At 53.4% G+C, this 19313-nt stretch carries 11 protein-coding genes; 1 reads left to right on the forward strand and 10 read right to left on the reverse strand.

From position 1 onward, the window contains the following. Nucleotides 1-55: 55 nt before the first annotated feature. From Mal52_RS27985 to Mal52_RS28025, 9 genes are all read right to left on the reverse strand, one after another. Nucleotides 56-844 (reverse strand): hypothetical protein, encoded by a 789-nt coding sequence (locus Mal52_RS27985; RefSeq protein ID WP_145380201.1) that lies wholly within the window; start codon nucleotides 842-844, stop codon nucleotides 56-58. Continuing rightward, on the reverse strand, nucleotides 841-2841 hold the full coding sequence (gene pglZ, locus Mal52_RS27990; protein WP_145380202.1) for a BREX-3 system phosphatase PglZ: 2001 nt from the start codon (nucleotides 2839-2841) through the stop codon (nucleotides 841-843). Before pglZ ends, Mal52_RS27985 begins: the two co-directional genes overlap by 4 nt. Next, nucleotides 2834-5665 (reverse strand): DEAD/DEAH box helicase, encoded by a 2832-nt coding sequence (locus Mal52_RS27995; RefSeq protein WP_145380203.1) that lies wholly within the window; start codon nucleotides 5663-5665, stop codon nucleotides 2834-2836. Before Mal52_RS27995 ends, pglZ begins: the two co-directional genes overlap by 8 nt. A gap of 8 nt (nucleotides 5666-5673) precedes the next feature. Further along, entirely contained in the window at nucleotides 5674-7416 is a 1743-nt protein-coding gene (locus tag Mal52_RS28000) for an RNA-binding domain-containing protein (RefSeq protein WP_145380204.1), read from the reverse strand. Nucleotides 7417-7421: 5 nt separating this feature from the next. After that, entirely contained in the window at nucleotides 7422-10292 is a 2871-nt protein-coding gene (locus Mal52_RS28005; RefSeq protein WP_145380205.1) for a DNA methyltransferase, read from the reverse strand. Between the two features lie 3 nt (nucleotides 10293-10295). Then, nucleotides 10296-14000 carry a DUF6079 family protein gene (locus Mal52_RS28010; RefSeq protein ID WP_145380206.1) on the reverse strand — a complete coding sequence of 1235 codons (3705 nt, stop codon included), beginning with the start codon at nucleotides 13998-14000 and terminating at the stop codon, nucleotides 10296-10298. 12 nt (nucleotides 14001-14012) lie between these two features. Next, the gene (gene brxF / locus Mal52_RS28015; protein WP_145380207.1) at nucleotides 14013-14501 is read right to left on the reverse strand and encodes a BREX-3 system P-loop-containing protein BrxF; all 489 of its coding nucleotides are present in this window, start codon (nucleotides 14499-14501) and stop codon (nucleotides 14013-14015) included. A 39-nt stretch (nucleotides 14502-14540) separates the two neighbouring features. Continuing rightward, nucleotides 14541-14759 (reverse strand): MerR family transcriptional regulator, encoded by a 219-nt coding sequence (locus Mal52_RS28020; protein WP_145380208.1) that lies wholly within the window; start codon nucleotides 14757-14759, stop codon nucleotides 14541-14543. Nucleotides 14760-15421: 662 nt separating this feature from the next. Then, nucleotides 15422-15916, reverse strand: a complete 495-nt coding sequence (locus Mal52_RS28025; RefSeq protein ID WP_145380209.1) for a hypothetical protein — start codon at nucleotides 15914-15916, stop codon at nucleotides 15422-15424. A 319-nt stretch (nucleotides 15917-16235) separates the two neighbouring features. On the opposite strand from Mal52_RS28025, the gene Mal52_RS28030 reads away from it, so the two are divergent. After that, entirely contained in the window at nucleotides 16236-17132 is an 897-nt protein-coding gene (locus Mal52_RS28030) for a phosphorothioated DNA-binding restriction endonuclease (protein WP_145380210.1), read from the forward strand. A 133-nt stretch (nucleotides 17133-17265) separates the two neighbouring features. Here the strand turns inward: Mal52_RS28030 and Mal52_RS28035 are convergent, their stop codons facing one another. Beyond that, nucleotides 17266-19125, reverse strand: a complete 1860-nt coding sequence (locus Mal52_RS28035) for a hypothetical protein (protein WP_145380211.1) — start codon at nucleotides 19123-19125, stop codon at nucleotides 17266-17268. Nucleotides 19126-19313: the final 188 nt, after the last annotated feature.

Consider the following 19313-nt stretch of genomic DNA (forward strand, 5'->3'; position numbering starts at 1 on the left):
CGTCGCCAGTGGCATAGGTGCGAACCACGCAACGACGGCCAGTCGATCGCGGAAGCTACTCGCCACCAAACAACGCTCTTTGTTTTGACTTCTTCGGTATCCGTTTCGGTTTGGGTTTGGGTTTCCCGTTGGGCATCTCGATCATTTCCATTCTCATGCCCTGACGATGAACTGTAAAGTCCTTGCACTGTCGCAGGTCTGCCCTACCCACCGCGATCTTGAATGGGAACAACGACGGCAATGTCAGCAACTCGTCGGCTTCAATCATATTCTTGTCTGCGGCAGCATGTGATGCCTTTAGCAACCAGATCTGAAGTCTCTTTGAACGAGTGGAGTTTTGTGGGGCTGGGCCAAAGTGCCCTTTCGCTTCAGTGTCTTCGACCGTATTCCAATCAACCATGCTTCTGACAACACGCTGATATGCTCGATTCAGCGTCGCACGTTCCCCCCAACCTTGAATCAACTTTCTATGTAGCTGCCTTAGCGTGAACTCGTCTTGTAGTTTGAGCAGCCGTCCAATTGCCGAGGCGCAATCGTCAAACAATGGATAGGCCATCAAACTCATGCCCCAGTGCAACCAAATACGATCTTCCGCACGAATAGATTTCAGGAGGTCGAATGCTTCGTCTCGGACGTATTCATGATGTTCTGGTACTCTAGCCCAAATCCGCATCAGAACTGTGATTGTCTTGCCACGTGCTGTCTCCATTGGATGTTCGTTTTCGAGATATTCGTGAAGGTACTTGCGCAGCATGGCCGGGTCTTGGTCCTGAGCAACTTTGTCAGCGAAAGCGTCAAGCCAATCGAGTTTTACCTTCCTGTCGAAGCCAATCACTGCGGTCATTCTTCCTCCTTACAGAACCGAACAAACGGAACGATGATTTCCTCCAGAGCAATACCGCCATGCGATACCACATTTTTGTCTTTGAACGTAAATGCCGACAATCCTTCCGGCAACAAAGCGAAGCGGTCGGACGGTAGACCAACACCAGACCACTCCAGACTCGCTGGAATGTCCGCCTTGGCCTGTGCTCGAAGCGAATCACTTTCGTAAAGCCGGGCACGCTTGCCCGTGACTTCCGGCAACACACCATCGTCGGGCTTGCCGACACCCTTGGCAGCAATGTTGCCGTGATCGGCTGTCATAAAGACTTCGTAGCCTTCACCTATCAGCCGGTCCAAAAGCGAAATCACCCGTTTGGCTTCGAGTCGAACGGCATCGTGCATCCCTGCCGCTCCTTGCTTCTCGCCGTGCATGATCTCGTCAACGGTGTTGACTACGATGCCGACGATTGACTCGTTCGAGTTGGCAAGGCACTTATCCAGACTCTCCGTTTCACCAGATGTAACCTTCTTCGCATAGTGTACCAAATCGGCGGCGACCCCCTGATCCTCCCAAAACCGTTTCCAGTGACGTGGTTCAGGGCTGGTATCGTGCATCGATTTGGCGAAGTACATCGGCGGCTGAGCCGCAAAGATCGATTGGCGAGAAATCGACGTGAGCGATGGCACCCAAGCAAACACATTCGTCTCTTCGAGTCGCCACGTCGCACGTTGTTCCTGAATCAATCGACGCAGGATCAGCCACTGATCCAGTGCCAGCCCATCCATCACGACCAAGGCCAGCTTCCTCAATGACTCGTTATTCCTCACAGAGACGAGATAATGAGGAACATGGTGAACCATAACAGGATTCGGAAGAGACGGCAGGTTGTAGAGACTCCCGAAACGTTCTTTCATCCAGTCGGCGAATCGACACTCGACCTGAACGTGCAGGTTGTGCCAGCGATTACGGGCGGTGCTTTCGATGTGCTCGTCGATTTCCCAACGGAGCACAACAGCTTCAGCCCACGCGCGAGCAAACTTCTGCCAGTCGGAATGCGAAGCAGAACCTTTCGGGATGCCGGTCTCGGTCTGCTCGACAAGTTTCGCATAACGCTTCAATGAATCAGCCACAGGATCATGTTTAACGCCGACATGAGCCCACTGAGGCACTGCCGCCTTAGATTTGCAGTTGATGGGATTGAGGAGCCCTTCGAGGAACAGCGTATCAACGTAGGCTTGTACTTCAGGATGATCGAATGGAATCAACAACAAGTCTGCCGAATCCGACCATCCAAAGCTAGCATGCGATTCGTGAACCTGTAGAGTCGCCTCGCTAGCACCGTCAAATGATTCGATGAGGTGCTGCCACTGCTTCTGAACGAACTGAAGGAACAAAGATTGATTGGACAAAAAGTCGTCGAGTTCCCAGCCTACATACTTAACCTTCAGATTCTCGACCAGATGTTCGCTTAGAACCATGGGCAATATCCGACCGCTACGGTGCAACTTCAACAGGGCGACGGCCAGATCAGCCGCCGTGCCGATCATGCTCCGCTCGATGCCAAAACACCAACGGAGCACAAAATCGCTGGTCGCTTTCCGTCCCAGCGTCGATTCATGGTCCTGTTCGTAGGCGTCGAATAGCGGATCAAGCAGTGACCGATCCAATGCCTTCAGCACCGGGTAGTTCAGGTTTGGAAACAGTTTGTCGAGACTGAATTCCAGCTTCCGACCGGCCTTCAGCAAGTCATACGGCAACTGCTGAAGATCGTCTTCGTTGCGAAGGACGACGACCAGTTCTGTTTTCTCTCCACGATCCCAGATCGAGCGGTACTTCGACTCGTAGGCGTAGCGAAAAGCGACAGAATCCTCAAAGGGAATCAGATCAAACCCACGCTGTTTGATCTCCGTCAGCATTTGCTCTTCGGTCAGCAAACCGTCCGGGTCGGAAACCAGAGTGAGTCGGTAGATTTCCTTTTTGAACTCTTTCAGAATCGTCTTGCGCCAGTCAGCCATCGGATGCCTCCACGAAGAGGACACAGACAGGCTGGAGTTCCGGGAACACCCGTTCTCGCCGAGTCAGTGCGGCGGTCCATTCCCGTTCTTCTTCGTCCAGCTTGCGAATCCGAAACTGCCGAACTTCCGGCAGGCCAATTCGATTCAACGCCTGCCGACGAACATGAAAGGCGTAGCGTCCTTTCTCACGTTCGCTGCGAATGTTCTCCTGATGATGCGTGTGCAATTCACCAAACAGATTCTCGCCGTGCTTTTCCGCTTCTTGTCGCAGTTGCCCGAAGGCGGCTTGGCTCGCTTCGCCTTCGATGGTGCCCGTTTCTTCGATTTTGGGTCCACCTTGCAGTAGGTTTTCCCAGATCGTTCGTGCTGTTGGCAGAAACGTGCGACCTTCATTGTTGGTGAACAATGGTAGGATTCGCACATGGCCGCTGCCGATGCTGGGATTCCCTTCGCTACTTCTTAAAGCCACCTGCCACAGTGACCAAAAGCCCACAATCTTCGCCGACAGTCCGCCAATCGTAAGCTTTGGGATCGGTTCACCGGCGACGGCACGTGGCAGAAGTTCGACCAGTGCCCGCAGTTTGGAATTTTCCAAGCTGACGTGATTCAGCCCTTTGTCCTGTGCCTCACGACCGAAGAAGCAGATGTCGTTCATCTCTTCGCCGTCCGGCCACGTTAGGTCGTAGGCAAACAGCTTCTTCTCGACTCGACCGCCTTCGGCTTGGAGGTACGAAGTCGTCATCCGTTCGATCCAGTACGGCATCGGATGATTCACGTAGAGCGATGCCAGCTTTGCATCGAGTGATGATTTCTCATAAAGCGATTTTCCAGACTGCTCGTCTTCAGCCCGTTCCCGGACCTGCATCATGAGATTATCGACATTCTGTTCGATCCCATCTGGATTCACGATGGCCTTGGCAAACACTCGCTCAAAGTCCGCACCGCTCTCGGCAGAATCGAGCACATCGCCGGTCTTGTCTACTCCGAATTCAGCGTAGATGATCTTCAACTTCTCTTCGAGCACCTCGTGGACGCGAAGTTCCACACTATCCTCAAAGATCAGATTGAAGGCTTTCACGAGGTGCTTCTGGCCGATGCGGTCAACTCGGCCGATCCGCTGTTCAATCCGCATGGGATTCCACGGCAAGTCGTAGTTAACGACCACGTGAGCAAATTGCAGATTCAATCCTTCACCACCGGCATCGGTCGATACCAGAATGCGTGCTTCCTTAGAAAAGTCCTCTTGAACACGTTGGCGTGAATCGAGATCGAGCGAACCATTTAGGCAGACTGTTTTGAATCCATGTGACGTGAGTAGCTCCGCCAGCATCTGCTGAGTCGGCACGAATTCGGTGAAGATCAGAAACTTTAGCTCGGGATCGTTCTCTTCCTGACCAGTCTTGTAAAGCAGATCGAGCAGAGCCTCGGCCCGTGCGTCCGGCCCCTGAGCCTGACAACGCTTCGCCGTATCCAAAAGCAGCTTTACTTCCTCACGTTCGTTATGCAGTCCGGCGATCTTGGAAGCCAGCAGTTCCTCCATCTGCTCCTGACTGTCCTCGCTGAACCAGTCGCTTGACCCGTCGCTGAGATCATCTTCTGTGATCGTGGTCGATTGCAGAATTCCAATGCGCCGTTCCAAAGCCGAGGCTATGGCTCGTGTGCTGCTGGTGACAAGTCGCTGCATCAGAATCATCAGGAAACCAAGATACTGTCGATTATCCCTCATCGCTTGGTTGTAACCTTGGCGGACATACTCGGTGACAGCTTCGTATAGCTGTTCTTGAAGAGCGTGCTTCTCCTGCCACTTCACCGTCACAAGCCGAGTCGAACGAGGCATGAACAAAGGCTCGCCACGGTCATTGATGGCGTTTCGCTTTTCGGTGCGAACGACAAACGGGGCGACGTTCTCGTGTTTGATTGAACCGATATCGGGAAAGGCATCCTGATCCAGCAGCGACATCAACCGATGAAAGCTCTCGGTCTTTCCCTGATGCGGTGTGGCCGACAACAGCAGCAGATAGGGAGCCGCATCGGCAAGCGCCTTGCCGAGTTTGTAGCGGGCGACGGTATCGCTGCTTCCACCCAGACGATGCGCTTCATCAATAACAATCAAGTCCCAACCAGCAGCGATCAGGTCGCCGATGCGTTCCTGATTGTGTCGCTCGATGCGTTCTCGATTCCAGCCTCGGCGCTTCTCCAAAGGTTTCACGGAATCAACCGGACAGACCACCTGATCGAACCTGTGCCAGATGTTGTCGTCGCCAACCAAATGGCGATAGGCCGAGAAGTCACTGGGCGACAGTAATTGAAAATCTTCGTGAAAGTGAGTTCGCATTTCCTGAACCCACTGCGTCACTAATCCCTTGGGAGCAACCACCAGCACTCGTTTGACGAGACCACGCAGTTTGAGTTCTCGAATTACCAAGCCAGCTTCAATGGTCTTACCAAGGCCAACTTCATCGGCGAACAGGTATCGCACCTTGTCGCCAGACATGGCTCTGGACAGCGCCGCCAACTGGTGCGGCAAAGGAATGACGCCCGCTTCCAGTGGAGCGAGCAATACATCTTCAGCCAGTCCCTCAACAACTCGTGCTGCTCCCACTCGATACAACAGGTTGTCGAACGACTGCAACCGTGGTTCGTCGATTGGCGAAAGTCGATCTGCCGTGACCCAGGCAACAGCCTCTGCATTCGGACGCCAGACGAGATAGCTGGTGTGATCCCAGATCGTTTGCGATTCAAGTATGCGCACAGACTCACGATACTCTTGGCTGAACGCCCAAGAGCCAACGCAAAGTTTGTCACTGAGCGATTTAGCACCCATGACGCTCGTCAGCCTCCTTCCTTTTTGCGATTCAACCGGCGAGCTTTCAAATCGACGCCAATTATGGTGAGCACGTACTTCTGATTTGGGTGACTCGGAGTGTCAGGTTGGGTCAGCTTGAGAATCCCGCTGTCGAGCAAAGGTGCGATCTGTCGTCTGCGAAACTGCTGGCGGCTCGTCTCGACATTCATCACGTCTATCAAATTCGTAAGTGATTGCGGTACATCGCACAGATCGATGACGGACCATTGCTCTTCGGATAGAACTCCAGCGTCGTCCTTGGAGAACCGTTCACGCAAGTGCTCAGCTAAGAGAACATGCTTGACTTCTCCTTCACGAGTTGGCGTAACAAGCCGTTGGACGACCAAACGGTTCATGATTTGTTCAGCATCGGTAGTAAGAAGTCCCGTGACCGTCTTCACACCAAGTAGGTCTAGCTCCCCAGACCGTATCGCCAAAGCAAACGCACTTGCTTCGTGCTCATTCAGGTCAACACCCAGCATTGCTTGCATGACAAGTTGCTCGTCCGTCACAAGCTCCCACCGAGGAGTAGTCAGTTCAAACTTCTTGTCGGCTTTGTCGTTGTTGATCTTAGGCCGGTCGAACCCAAGCTGCCGCCAACTCTTGAGAATCTCTCGGAGCCCCGTACCTGCCTGCTCACTCAACCCGATACGGCGGAAAGCGTTGACGATCAGGGGGTTTCGTACCGGTTTGTCGCCGGGCTGAAGCAATTCCTCGTCAGTCGAGAACGCATCTCCCGGATTTGAGAAGACCCAAACGTCTCGGTAGAACTTGATCGACGGTTTTCGAGCATGGTCTGCGTAGTCTTGATGCAACAGGACATTTATGGCTGCTTCACGAAAGGTAATGTAATCGGGCGTAGCGTTGGTGCGTTGAAGTGTATCCGGGTCGATCTCGAACTTCTCAGGACTGTTCTTCCTGTAGCCTTCGATCAATTCCTTCCACGACTTGATTAGGTTCTCTTCAACAACGATGCGGTCATACCATCTTTCATCCGGTTGCTCTTCGTCACACTCAGCGTCGATCCACTGGACATCGACAATCGGCCTCGGCAGAACCTGTCGTAAGGCGGCACCGGTTCCAAATAGCAGGATCGAAGCAACCGTTGGCTTGAGTTGGCCATCCTTCTCAACCACGAGTCCCCACTCATGTAGAAACTCCACTTGCGACTTATCTTCATGGCCTGTCTTGCGCTTGTCGAATTCACGCCGATACCATTTCAATGCGTCATCATCGAAGCACCGATCCGGGGGCAATTCAACAATGTCGCCGTCAGGTCGTTCTTGGGCTGCATCTCGAATGAATCGACGCAGTTCCTCTTCGGAACACTTCAAGTCCGATGCGCCACGTCGGATGTATGACTCCCGCCAGTCACCCTTCAGATGAACAGGCTTGTCGTCTCGGCTGACTTCTGGAATGTAGAAGGCGAGTACCGTTCCGTCTTCGTGATCGAGCAATTCAGCTTCCAATTCAATGCGACGGCTCATCTTATTTGCGCTCCGCAGAGCGGTAATGAAGTCGTTTTGCACTCTGTCAACAGTTACGACACCCACTACGCTCAGATTCCCGTCGTCGTCCTTCACTCCAAAGACTACCCAACCACCTGCCGTATTCGAGAAGGCGGAAACCGACCGGTAGATTTTATCGGGCACGGCACGCCGAGCTTCCTTGAACTCGACATCATCCCACTCGTGACCGTCCAGCATTCGTTGAAGTTGTTCCAGGTTCACTTACGTCACTCCCCACTTAGCATCACGGCGTTGTCGTAGTACATCAGCAGTGCTGGGTCTTCTTGGATGATTTCCTCACGCACACGCTCAGCCATCTCGACAATGGCCTTGTAGTCGTTCTTCTGCCAACACTCCTTGAAACCTGCTCGCAACGCTTCTGTTCGGACGGTCTTGAGCTTCTTTTTGGTCGCTTCTCGGTACTCGTTGAATTCTTTCATCAACGCCCGGTGCCGAATTTTCTCCAAGTCCACTTCCTTTCGAGGATCGGGCACATACCAACGACCTTTGGCTTTGGCTTTCAGCTTGGGATCGCCTTTGGGCAGATTACGAACATCCTTGAAGTTGCTCGACAGGTATCCATGAATTTGGCTGGGCACGTCATCCTTGTCGTCATAGCAGAGAAAGTTCTGATCCAGTAGCTCTGAGAGTTCGAGAGTTCGTTCGTGTTTTTCCCAGCCAGCAACTTCTTTCATGAACTGTGGCTGAAGCTCTTGAAACGACTGCGGCTTTTGCTTGAGTTGCTGCTTCAGCCATTGAATCGCACTGGCTTCATCGCTGACGAACAACTCAAGCTGAGCAACCTTCTCAACGGTCATTCGCTTGCGGTCGTACTCCTCCACCTGCTCTGGGAGGAAGTGCATTCCATCTCGTTCTGGAAACTTTTGGTAAAGCTCTGCACGGAACTCGGCTGAGGAAAGTGGCACCGATACGCCCCGCTGAACATGAAAAGCCACCATTCGGTCAAACAGAAGGTTTCCTTGACGTTCGGCAACTGGCTCTATTTTTCCCGCTTTGACCACGAACACCGGTAACTGGTTCAAGTGTGTGTTTACGAAGTCCCATGCTCCATCCTCGGTTCCAGCCTTCTCTTTGAATCGATTCTCCAAGCCACCGTTTGGTTTGTATGCAGAGATAATTAAGTCTCGCTTTACGGTATTACCGCTCACAACTTGCTGGAATGAACCCTGCTTCTTGTCCAACGTCCGAACGTCCGCAACCACAAAACCGGCATTCTCAAGTGCCTCCTGAATCGCATTCCACACGCTGTTCCGAGAGTTATGAAACTCGACAGTCATCCACCTTCCCGGCTTCAGGACTCGACAGTAGTTTTTGAAACACTCACTCATCAAATGCTGGTAGTCGAGGAGCGTCTTATCTTTCACACGGTCAACGATAGCCTCTTGCAATGGCGCAGTTCTCACGTCGTGCCACGATTCGATGAGGATGTTCAGGTCCGAATAATAGATATTCTCACCAAATGGAGGATCAGTGAAAATGTAGTCAATGCTGTCTTCGGCAAGGCAGACGGATGCCAAGTCTTGTGTAGTGATTACCTGATTTCCGTTTTCAACCATGTGCGATGCGAAAGCGCTACTGAGACGCTTCAACTTGCCTTCCAAGTTGTACCACGGTGACACTTCAGAAAGCTGCGATGCAACATAGAAGACACCGCTCAATGCACGGTTTGTCTGCGAAAAGTGCGACGGGCTATATCGATTCAATACGGACATCCCCCAGACAGCTTGTTCAACGAAGAACAAGAGCATGTTCTTTAGCCGTCGCTCAGGGCATTGGGATGCTCGCTCCCATAGTGCCGATAGAATGTGTGAAGGACGAGGAAGGAAGAAGTGGTGGAGATGAGTTATGTTTGCTGGTTTCATTCGGCCAACACGACGCATCTGCATATCCGGTAACTCAAGCATCGGCATGTGCGTCGGCATCGGAAGATCATCAACTCGCTTTAACACATCCATGTCGAAGTCGTCAGGTGTTTTTACGTATTTCGAGCCCTTCGCCGAGTAGTGGATTGCAACCGGTACACGTCTCGGAAGCGGGACTGGTTTATCCAAGGCACTATCGAATTTAGATTCATAGAGTAGCGTCAGGTTGTTCTTGCTTGACTCAACGCCGCAGTGAGGACATGGAAACGCTTTCTTTACTTTGCCCGATTTGCTATCCAATGCCTCGTCAACGAAGACAATCTCACCGCCACATTCTTCACATGAAAAGACTTCACTCCACACTGTGTATTCGATACGTCCCTTTGTCTTGCCATCCGAGTGCAACGTCTCGTACATCCAGCCGAACTCGTCTTCAATCTCGCTGAGTATGCGAGTGCCCTCCTTCTTCAATGCTTTGGCGTCAACGGGACTGCCGTAGTTTGAGGCAATGAACGTTGCAATCGGCGCAAGATCGTTAAGCACTGCTTTTCTTGCGCCGAGAGACGAGAAGGTTGTTGCAACGGCTTTTCCTTCGGGGTTCGGTCTCTCCTCAGAAATCTCGCCGCCGCTGGAGACTCGATAACCGAGGCCCTCGACGGCACTCTTGCTCCCACACAATTGAGCAGCAACACCTGTCATCCCCGTGCCGCAGAAACCATCGAAAACGACATCGCCCGGATCGGTGTAGTGGAGCAAATACCGCATGATCGCTTTGTGCGGCACCTTGGTGTGGTATGAGTGTGCGGTGTAGATCGAGTCCGTCTTCCCTTCACTGACATCTGCGGTAAACGGCTCCCGGTGATATTTGGTTTTGGGGTCGTATTGAGTTCCGTGATGCTCAACGAAGTCTTTCAAGAACGGATTCGGACACGCCGTGTAGTACGGTGGATCAGACATCGCAAGGATGTGCTCGTCATCTCCAAGTGGGAATCCGGGCATCTTCCGAAAATCCGTCTCCTTCAATTTTTCTGCCAGCAAGTTGAGGAAGTGGGCTCGTCTTGCGCCGTCGTTTGCGAATTGAATCCCAAGGCATTCGACTGGCTCTGAGCCGTAGTCATAGTCCACTTCAAAAAGCTCGCCCGACCCTGCCTTCGCTGGAACGAGCTTATTCTTGAACAGTTCTTTTTCCTGCTTCTCTTGTGACTTCTTTGCCATTGGTTATCCCTCGACCTCGATCACGATGCGGATTTTGTTGACCTCTTTGCCTCGGATCATGTCGTTGACAAACTCGTTGAAGCGTTCCCGGAATTGATCGACGGTACAGGAGGCACTGCCATCACTCAGCTTGCTGAGCAATGCGTTTGGATTGACTTTGATCGGCCTCAGACCGGACAAGGCGCTTTCGATGCCTTGGACAAGTTCCGTGCTGATCTTCTTGGGCAGACCGCCATCCTTCACCAGTTTCTTGACGGCCTTTTGCTGCGGTGGGTCGAGTAGCTTGATGCTTTCCTGTACGGTTGGATCGCCGAGGTTGGAGACAATTGTTTCGGCCCAGCTATCAAGAAGCTTGTCCATCTCTTCGTCGATGGCGTCGAGTTGTGCGGCCCCCGTAACAGCGCTCTTTTCGTCACTGGGCCGGAAGTTGCAAGTTGGGCACACCGGGCTGTTTTCAAGGTTTTCCTTGCCGAGCTTGTAGCACACCTTTAGATTGCCCAGTCGTCCGGTCATGTCCGTCAGGCTGCCTGATGACAGGACGGAGATGTGTGCCAACGCCCTGAGTCGTTCGAGTCGGTCGTCTTTTTCGAGCTTGTTTTTCTTGGTCTCTTCATTGACGCCAAGTCTGCTCTTCTTGTGCAGATCGAGGTAGTGATCCTGAAACTCCTTCTTGCACTTTTCGATGGCCTGAACGAGTTTTTGCCGAAAGCCGGGATCACGGCGTTTCTCGGCATCACGAAGCTGTGGTTGCCAGTCGTCACAAAGTTTCTGCGACTTGGCGATCCAAGGATCGCCGGTTGGCAGAACCGCACCGGCTGTAGTGAGATACGAAGTCAGTGGATTCAACTCACTGACGAGAGCGTTCGCTGCTTCAAGTTCACCCAGCAGATCGAGGCTTTTGCCATACGCCTTTACCTCGTCTACCGACGTTGTGAAATTCTTCAACTTGCCGGGCGAGTTGAACGACTTCAACTTCTCCAGAAAGCTCTGAAGATTATCGAGTTGCTGCCGATACTCTTCACGCTTCTCCAACGAGATCAGTTCGTGACCCCAGCACGGCAAACCGGACTGTGCGTGCTGTTTTGCAAAAACGACTCGGTTAACGACGCCGCTCGATTTTTCGTTCAACTGAATGATGCCAGCTTCCCGTGTGTTCGGGTCTTTGATGAGTCCTTCGGGCAGCCCAACCAACTCGAACAACTCAACAAGCGCATCGAGCGGTATGTCCTTCGGTCGTTCAACATGTCGGAATTTGCAGAAGTCTTCGACCGGTTTCTTTCCCGCATCGGCAAGTGACGAGGCATCGATGACTTCCTTGCCCACCAGTCGCAAAGTGATTGTGCCGCTGTGAACCAGCGACAACAGAACGAGAACAAGCAATTCCGGCTCCAGTTTATAGTCGATACCAACTTCGACGTTCTGATATTTCTCTTCGAGTAATTCGCTGCGATTGAGGACTTGTCCTTGTGGCTTGGCTTCCAGCCTCTTGACCACAGACTTGGCATACCGGGATTCGTGCGGTCGAATCTTGTCGCCATCAACTAGCTCAAGCCCGTCAAGAATTGCTGTTGCTAAGTTGGTTCGCAGCCCGCCGGACAATGCTCGAATACCATCGGCGACAGCATCATCAAGATTGTTGGTCGTGAGCGACACGGAGAACTTCGGGTATTCCGGGTATCGTTCATCAAACGTCGATTCCAAAGCGACAGTGCCGACAAGGTTGACCATCTCGCGGACGGTCATGCCGCCTGTCTTATGTCCCTTCAGGAACTCGACCATTTTCTTCGCCGATCCCTGATGGACGACATCAAAGGCGGTCAGCATGTGCTCCCGAAGCCACTTCGTCAGTGACTTCAGGTGCATGTCCGCTTTGTCCATGTAATTCTTCTTGGTCGCACTTCCCGCTTGTGCCGCCATTGCCTGAGCACCGGCGTACAGGCGCAATGCTCGGTCGCACGCTTCGTCGGGATGCTTGAGCAGAAAGAAAACTTCGTCTTGCAGGTCGGCCTTCCAGTTCTTCTTCGGTGGCTCGAACGGCTGCATGAAATACAAGTAGAAGTCACGAGGCGGCTGCGTGTTTGGTCGCTCATTGGGAGCACCGAAAAAGAGGTAGCCATTGCGGAAGACTCTATGCGTGTGCCATTCGAGTTCGTGTTCCCAAATACGGAAGCCTGTCCTGTATTCGGGCGTATCTACACATTCCATTACACGCTTGAGCGACTCGAAGTAGTAGCGGTCGAGTTCGCTCTTTGAGAGGCTTTCAGAACGTTTTTCGATCTCGGTATCGTAGTCGATGTTCTTTTCGAGATCGAGGTAATACTGGTCGTTCTCTTTGTTGTGCGTGATGAACTGGCCGCTCATCGTCTTCACGATCTCATTCAGACAGGACTCGACCGTCGTTCGCAGAAAGTCGCTGTTTCGTTCCGGTAGTGCCTCGTGATAAAGGCATAGGTCGTCTCGAATCTCACTGGCCGTGGGACCGATCTTGGCCTGAATGTCGTCGGTGGTCAGGCGATGGACCGACAGGGCATGGCTGATTCGTAACGCCATCGGCGTGTATGCCTTGCGAGTAAATGCCTGCTTAATTCGGTTCTCAAGAACTTTGCTCTTGTCGATGACTTCCGATACATCAGGAAGAGAGCGGATTGATGGGTTGTCCCGCAGTTCACTCCAATATGAGTCGTAACTGACCAGACCGGTTTCGTCGGCGGGCACGTCTTTGTCCAGAAGTTGCTTCATCTCGGCGCTAAGCGTCTTGAGAATTTCACGCTTTTCCGCAACTGAGATTAACTCAAACCGTTCAATGTAAGCCGGATGAATAGGGTAGAGTTCGACGAACGCATCGATGCGCTCTGCCATCGAGTCGTACAATGGGGTGAACTTTTCCAAATGCTCTCGAATCCATGCTCTCTGCTTGTCGGTCTTTGTCAGCAACCGTTCGGAGACAACGAAAGCAACGTCTTCCTGTGCGATGGGAACCTGCTCGAAGCGTGCCTGAACTCGCCGAAGCTGGTCGGCGACAAACGCAAACCTTGGATTCTCGAACAGCATCTCCTGCAAACCGGCCAAGAACCGAAAACGCAGCGTGCTGCAAACCTCGCCGACTTCACGCAGGAAGTTCAAGTCGAGAATCAATTCCTGATCGTTTCGACTTCGCAGATAGTCCAGCAACTCGTCCACGAACAGCAACAGTCCATGATCGGGATACTTCTCGTGAAACTTGCCCATCATCTCCGTCAGGCCGTCCTTGTTGTTGCGGACTTTCTCGGCTGGTGGGAACGAGTGCGTGACTCCCATCTTGGCGAGACTGTCTTCAAGTTCCCCGCAGATGTAGTCACGCAGACCCATCTGTGTGGAACCGATTTCGGAACGGATCACTTTGAATCGACCGATGATCGGCTTGGCTGCTTTCGCCACAGCCGGATTGCGACAGGCACCGGTCAGGTCTTCATGCTCGGCCAACGCCGAGATAAAAGACATGAGGTGCGACTTACCTGTACCGTAGTTGCCGACAATTAACAGGCCCTTGTTGTCGTATGGCTCGTCGAACTGGAGATTCGGGAAGACGACATCCGTTAGCTTCTCGGCCATCTTGGCGGAGATCACGAATGTCTCAACCAGACTGCGAGCCTTGTCATGCGAGTCCGCTTCCCGAAGTTGGATAACGGATTCAATCGGTTCAAAGTCAATAAGTTCTGAGTATTTCATTTGGTTCAACCATCAATGGCTTGCTGCTGCGGGGCTGGCAATCGAAAGCACAATTGCTTCGACATCCTTTTCCTGCACATATTCCGGGTGATCCGGCTCGGCGTAAGTGAGCACGCCGTCGCTAAAGGTTCCGTTCCACGCCACGACGACAATTCGGTTCTTTGAGTGATGCCGCAGAAGGGTCAGGGTGTTCGTCTGCAACGCCTTATCGAACAACAGTTCAATGTCATCGAGTAGGATGGGGCTACCTTCCTCTTCGTCGAGCAAATCGGAAAACAGCGTGGAGACTTTTGCTGGACGCTTCCGGCGAGGAATCTCCAACAGCTTCTGGCTGAGGCGGAGATTGACATTCACAAGAGGACAGGCTTTTGCATCGACCAAAGCACGGAGAAGCTGCGTCTTGCCGCTGCCGCTCTCGCCAATGAGAAGCACGAGCTTCTCGTAGCGGGCTTCAGCCTGCTCAATCGCTTCCTTCAGTTTGTCGATGTCCGTTCCCGGCATGTCACTCAAGCTGCCTGTTGTTCAACTCAATCCGACCAATCACTTCGGCTTTTGACTCTCTTCCTGCGAACCGGGTGGCTCACGCACCTGATCGAGCAAGTCATCGAGTTCCTGCTGTTTGAACAGCCGGTAGCCGTTCACAGGGTGTCGATGCACTGCGATCTTCCCAGCGTTCTCCCAGTTGCGGAGCGTGTTCGGCGACACACCGAGGTACTCCGCTGCTTCCGAGATGCGTAAGAAATCTCTCAAGTTCTCCACTGCCAGTCTCCTTAAACCCAGACGCCTCAAGGTCCACGTTCACGACTTTAGCAAACCTTACCAAGGTGGATTATGTTTGACAATCAGGTACAGTCCCGTGGGCTGGCTGAACAGAGTATTGATTAGCTGTGAATAATCGTATCCGGTCGATAGCGATAAGAAACAACTAAAATGACGTGGGTTGATGCGTCTAAACTGAACACATATCAGTTCGCACAAACTCGATTCCCAATCGACTTAATCCCTCTGGCTGCAGAATTGATGCGACATAGGGAACAGGTAAGACCTATAGTACAGATCATCCAAGCGAGATAAGAACAATGGAGTTTGACTGGCAACTTGCTGAGCGATTGTTCGAGAAAATCTAGCACCCCGGCTATGCGTACTTGGCGGCCATTTTGGGACCTCGGGCGAGGCATCCTATGGGTACGAATGATGTTTGAGCGGATGTCTCATCGTGGTTGAAGGCGAGCCAGGTTTCAGGCTGCCCTGAAGCGCCTCTGATCGCGCTTTTGTCTGGGGGGACTCTTGTTGAGCGTTAGCGATTCCGTCACTGCGATTGCCGTCCAACGATCTCAGCCGTGAATTGAGAACACCGGACCGTCGTCCGACAGCGCCATTGTATCAGCCGCGGCGGTGATTAAAGAGCGAAACGGTCATCATCAGCCGTTGTCGTCCTGGCTCACTTCAATGTCGAAATCCGGCCATAGGGTCAGTTGTCCAGCGCACCACCGCCGTCCCCGTCTCCGTTTCCGTTTCCGTTTCACTGGAGCCGGTTTTTCCAGAGTGTTGCCCCCCGGATGCACCGGCGGCGCCTGGTTGGGATTCGGGTACAGCAGCATCTCGTTTGCTTCAAGTGGTAGGCGGACGTATCCCATCAGCAACTCGTCGCCCGTGACCTGAATCGTCAAGCACTTCTCGCCCTTGAACGTCGGCAGCAGCCTGCGAAAGAGCGTTGCCTTCAAGAACAGCACGCCCGGCTCATAAACTGTGGCGGGAATCTTGCCGGAGACTTCCAGCCCGTCGAGCTTGAGGAAGTCGTCCCTAGCCTCCAGGCGCAGAAATGGCCCAGCAAGTCCCTGATCCTTCTTCCGCCGGTCGTCTCTCACTATCGCGATGACCCGCTGAAAATGCGGCTTGTCGATAACGAATAACATCGGTCACCTTGGCTGGCCGCTCAGATCGTCCAAGACTGCCAACGCCAGTGGCGGGCAGGGTGCAACGAGCCAGGGAAAGCGGCCGCCCCCGGCCCGATTTAATCCGTCGAGAAGCGACCTCGACGAGCATCTGGCAACGACCATCGTACCCACTGCAATAGACGCATGCTACGGAGTGCCCGAGAAACCCTTTCAGCCGCCCCACGCGCGGGTGCCGGGGACGAGGGACGAATTCCGCACCTATTGCCGCCCTCATCCCGGTCTGATAGCGTGGACAGAGTCAAACCTTTTGCCCGCAACTCATTTAGGCGTACTCGGCATGACGCAGCAGGCTGTCCTCGCCAAATTCGACTCGCTGAACGTCTGGAAGAAAGGCGATCAACGGGCTCCGCATAAGCCGCTGCTTGTGCTCTACGCACTGGCCCGATGGCAACAGGGCGAACCGAACATCTCCTTCGAAACCGCGGCACCAGTGCTCACGGAGTTGCTCCAGGAATTCGGCCCAGATCGCAAGACCTACCACCCTGAATTACCGTTCTTCCATCTGCAGAGCGACGGCGTTTGGAAGATGACGATGGACGGGGAACCGATCCCCCGAAAGGGAGCGCAGAATTTCACGCGCGGTGAACTCCTGAAACACCACTCGATTGGTTGCTTCTCGGACGACGTGCAGGCAGCGCTCAAACGGAATCCCGAACTGGCCGTAGAGATCGCCACAACAATTCTGGAAGGGCACTTCCCGGAGTCGTACCATCCGGAAATCCTCGCCGCCGTCGGCTTCGACGCCGAATCTCGATCCATCTCCAAACGTCGACCGCGCGACCCCCGGTTCCGCGACCGCATTTTGACGGCCTACGAGTATCGATGCGCGATCTGCGGGTTCGACGTGCGTCTGGGCTCACAATCGATTGCCTTGGAAGCAGCACACATCAAGTGGCATCAGGCGGGCGGACCAGACATGGAAATGAACGGTATCGCACTCTGCGCCCTGCACCACAAAGTCTTCGATCTCGGCGCGTTCACTATCAATCGCGAGTTGATGATCGTCGTTTCGGAAAGGGCCAACGGATCAACGGGGCTGGAGGAGAACCTGCTACGCTTCCACGGCAGCGATCTGCGGGCGCCCCAGCGACCGGAGTTTGTGCCGCGCGGGGAGTTTACGGAATGGCATGGCAAAGAAGTGTTCAAGGGGAGGCCACGGTGGCTTCAGGCGTGATCTCCACATCACGCAATCCGCGCAGAACGATGTGACCGAAGCAGGTTGCACCTCGACTACCAGCTGCAAATGACGGTTCGTCCTTACGCACGGACGACAACTGAAAACGGGCCTTGACTCAACCTCATCGCGTCTACATCTGTAAGTTCTGAATAGTTCTTCCTTTTGGCAACCGAGTTTTCTTAATCTCCGAAACATCTTTATCAAAACTCACTTGCAGACGGCCCTTTGGGATGTTCCAGAATTCTCCTAGCTTGCTTTTGAAATTTTCGACTCCGACCGGACGATACGAAAGCTCCCAAGCGGGGTCAGCGGCGTCCTCCTTCGACGGAATCGTTTGCTCAACTCCGTTACACGTAATACTCGTTATCACGGCAGGGTCTTCGGCAAGGTCGAGTACAATCTTCGCTTCCAGGCGTTCCGGTGACGCGTTGGGGAGCACGCCGAGCCGGTTACGGTGCGGTTCGAGTGCGGCGCGAATAAACGTTATGCTGTTTGTGAACTTGCCAATCTTTTCGATCGAGAAGAGATTTGCGAGGTGTTTTTTCTTGAGCTTGATATCCCTAAAGGCCCCTTCGTGATCGAAATATGCCTCGTAGAACATTCCGTTAAGGACATGCACAGCCCATCCATCCGGGATTTTCGCAAGCTGTCGACGAAGATCATTCATCACCTCCGTCGCACGGTTCTCGTTGCCTTCGGCGCATTGATAAATGTTGCGACCGAGCACAAACGCCTCGTCCACCGTTCGCTCAGTCCACTTCAGCTTTGTGAAGATTTCTTCGATCGCGGGACTTTGCTTGTACCAACTGTATGAACGAAGGGCGAGGATAATCTCTGTTACCGGGCTATCGGTCGGCATAGGAAAATCCACATCCGCGAGGCTAGAATCGGCATAGCCAAATGCTTTCAGGTCCGCGGGTGGCCGCTCCGGCCGTCTTTCCGCGGCTCGGCGTTCTTGTTCGCGCTTGTCAAGCTGCTCTTGCTCCCGAAGCCGAGGCTGTTGCAGGAGCGACATTGCCGAGACTCGCACGTGGCTAAATGGTGTCACCAGCGGCTGGGCGTTTATGGTTCGCAACTCGACATCTGCGGACCAGAAGGCTTGTTGAAATCCTTGGCTCACCAGCTCTGTGCGTTCGATGAAGGCAAGAGGCTGCGCAATCTGAAGGGCCGCCACAAACTGGTCAGATGTGAACTGGGTTAGCCGCTCTCCCATCTCGTGGCGTAAGCGGGGGATCGTGTCGAACCGCAGGAGTTTGTGCAACATTTCCATGACGAGAGGGAATCCGGCGCGCACGTATCCGTCGGACAGCTTCAATATCTCATGCTCGTTATTGAAGAGGTGGGCATTTATATGATCCAGAAGCTCGGATAGCCGGTCCTCGCTAATTGTCGACACTCGCACTTCCACTTCGTCTTCGACATTCGGTGGTAGGCATGGCTCAGACAGGAAAAACAGGTTTCGATTGAAGGCAGTGGCTAGTCGCGAAATGTAATGGCGGAGTTCGAACTTGAGGCTGCGGCGCGGCAATTCGTGTAGTACCCCAAAGAAGACAGACAGTAAACCAGTGCTGCCTCGTTTTCGCTCGGTCTTGAGCCTGGCAACGATCGGCTCCAATTGCTGGACCGCATCCCCTACGATGACATGGAGGCTACCGCCCGCGGCCTCGATTAGGGGTTTTGTATGCCTGTTTGCCAACTCTGCTGCTGCATTATCGTACTCTAGCAGAATTGCGCGGCGGATCGACGTGCCCTTGACTATCGCGAGGAGATCCGAGCCATCGGCGCCGCCGACACTTAGGGCTGTGAAATCCTTGAGCAGTTCGTCGGTCAGGCTCTTAGTGCCTTTGAGGCGGTCGATCACAAATTGCGCCTTCCGCAATCCCTCGCGCTGGAAGCTGTCGGTGTATTCCAGGGCAGCCTTATCCTCGTCGTGATCGGTTTCGTACACCCGCCGCAGTATTTCCTCGATGCGCTCGTTCCAATTAATCATCGACGAATCTCGCTTGAGGTTTCCGAGGCGGAACCGAGCAAACACGAGCAATTCAGTGCGGCAAGCACTGCCAATAACTGCCCATCCATTGCCGCTCGCGCTCGCCCTTCGTTTACGCACAGCTTGCGACGCTGCTTAAATTACTCGTGACTGGAGTATGAGATCAAGTGACGTCCATATGCAATTCG

Source organism: Symmachiella dynata, from assembly GCF_007747995.1.
In the GTDB taxonomy this organism is placed as follows: Bacteria; Planctomycetota; Planctomycetia; order Planctomycetales; family Planctomycetaceae; genus Symmachiella; species Symmachiella dynata.

What these genes read in the sequence shown, in the direction of transcription:
- Mal52_RS27985 (WP_145380201.1), bottom strand. Translation starts at nt 844, where the DNA reads ATGACCGCAGTGATTGGCTTCGACAGGAAGGTAAAACTCGATTGGCTT.
- pglZ (WP_145380202.1), bottom strand. Translation starts at nt 2,841, where the DNA reads ATGGCTGACTGGCGCAAGACGATTCTGAAAGAGTTCAAAAAGGAAATC.
- Mal52_RS27995 (WP_145380203.1), bottom strand. Translation starts at nt 5,665, where the DNA reads ATGGGTGCTAAATCGCTCAGTGACAAACTTTGCGTTGGCTCTTGGGCG.
- Mal52_RS28005 (WP_145380205.1), bottom strand. Translation starts at nt 10,292, where the DNA reads ATGGCAAAGAAGTCACAAGAGAAGCAGGAAAAAGAACTGTTCAAGAAT.
- Mal52_RS28010 (WP_145380206.1), bottom strand. Translation starts at nt 14,000, where the DNA reads ATGAAATACTCAGAACTTATTGACTTTGAACCGATTGAATCCGTTATC.
- brxF (WP_145380207.1), bottom strand. Translation starts at nt 14,501, where the DNA reads ATGCCGGGAACGGACATCGACAAACTGAAGGAAGCGATTGAGCAGGCT.
- Mal52_RS28025 (WP_145380209.1), bottom strand. Translation starts at nt 15,916, where the DNA reads ATGTTATTCGTTATCGACAAGCCGCATTTTCAGCGGGTCATCGCGATA.
- Mal52_RS28030 (WP_145380210.1), top strand. Translation starts at nt 16,236, where the DNA reads ATGACGCAGCAGGCTGTCCTCGCCAAATTCGACTCGCTGAACGTCTGG.
- Mal52_RS28035 (WP_145380211.1), bottom strand. Translation starts at nt 19,125, where the DNA reads ATGATTAATTGGAACGAGCGCATCGAGGAAATACTGCGGCGGGTGTAC.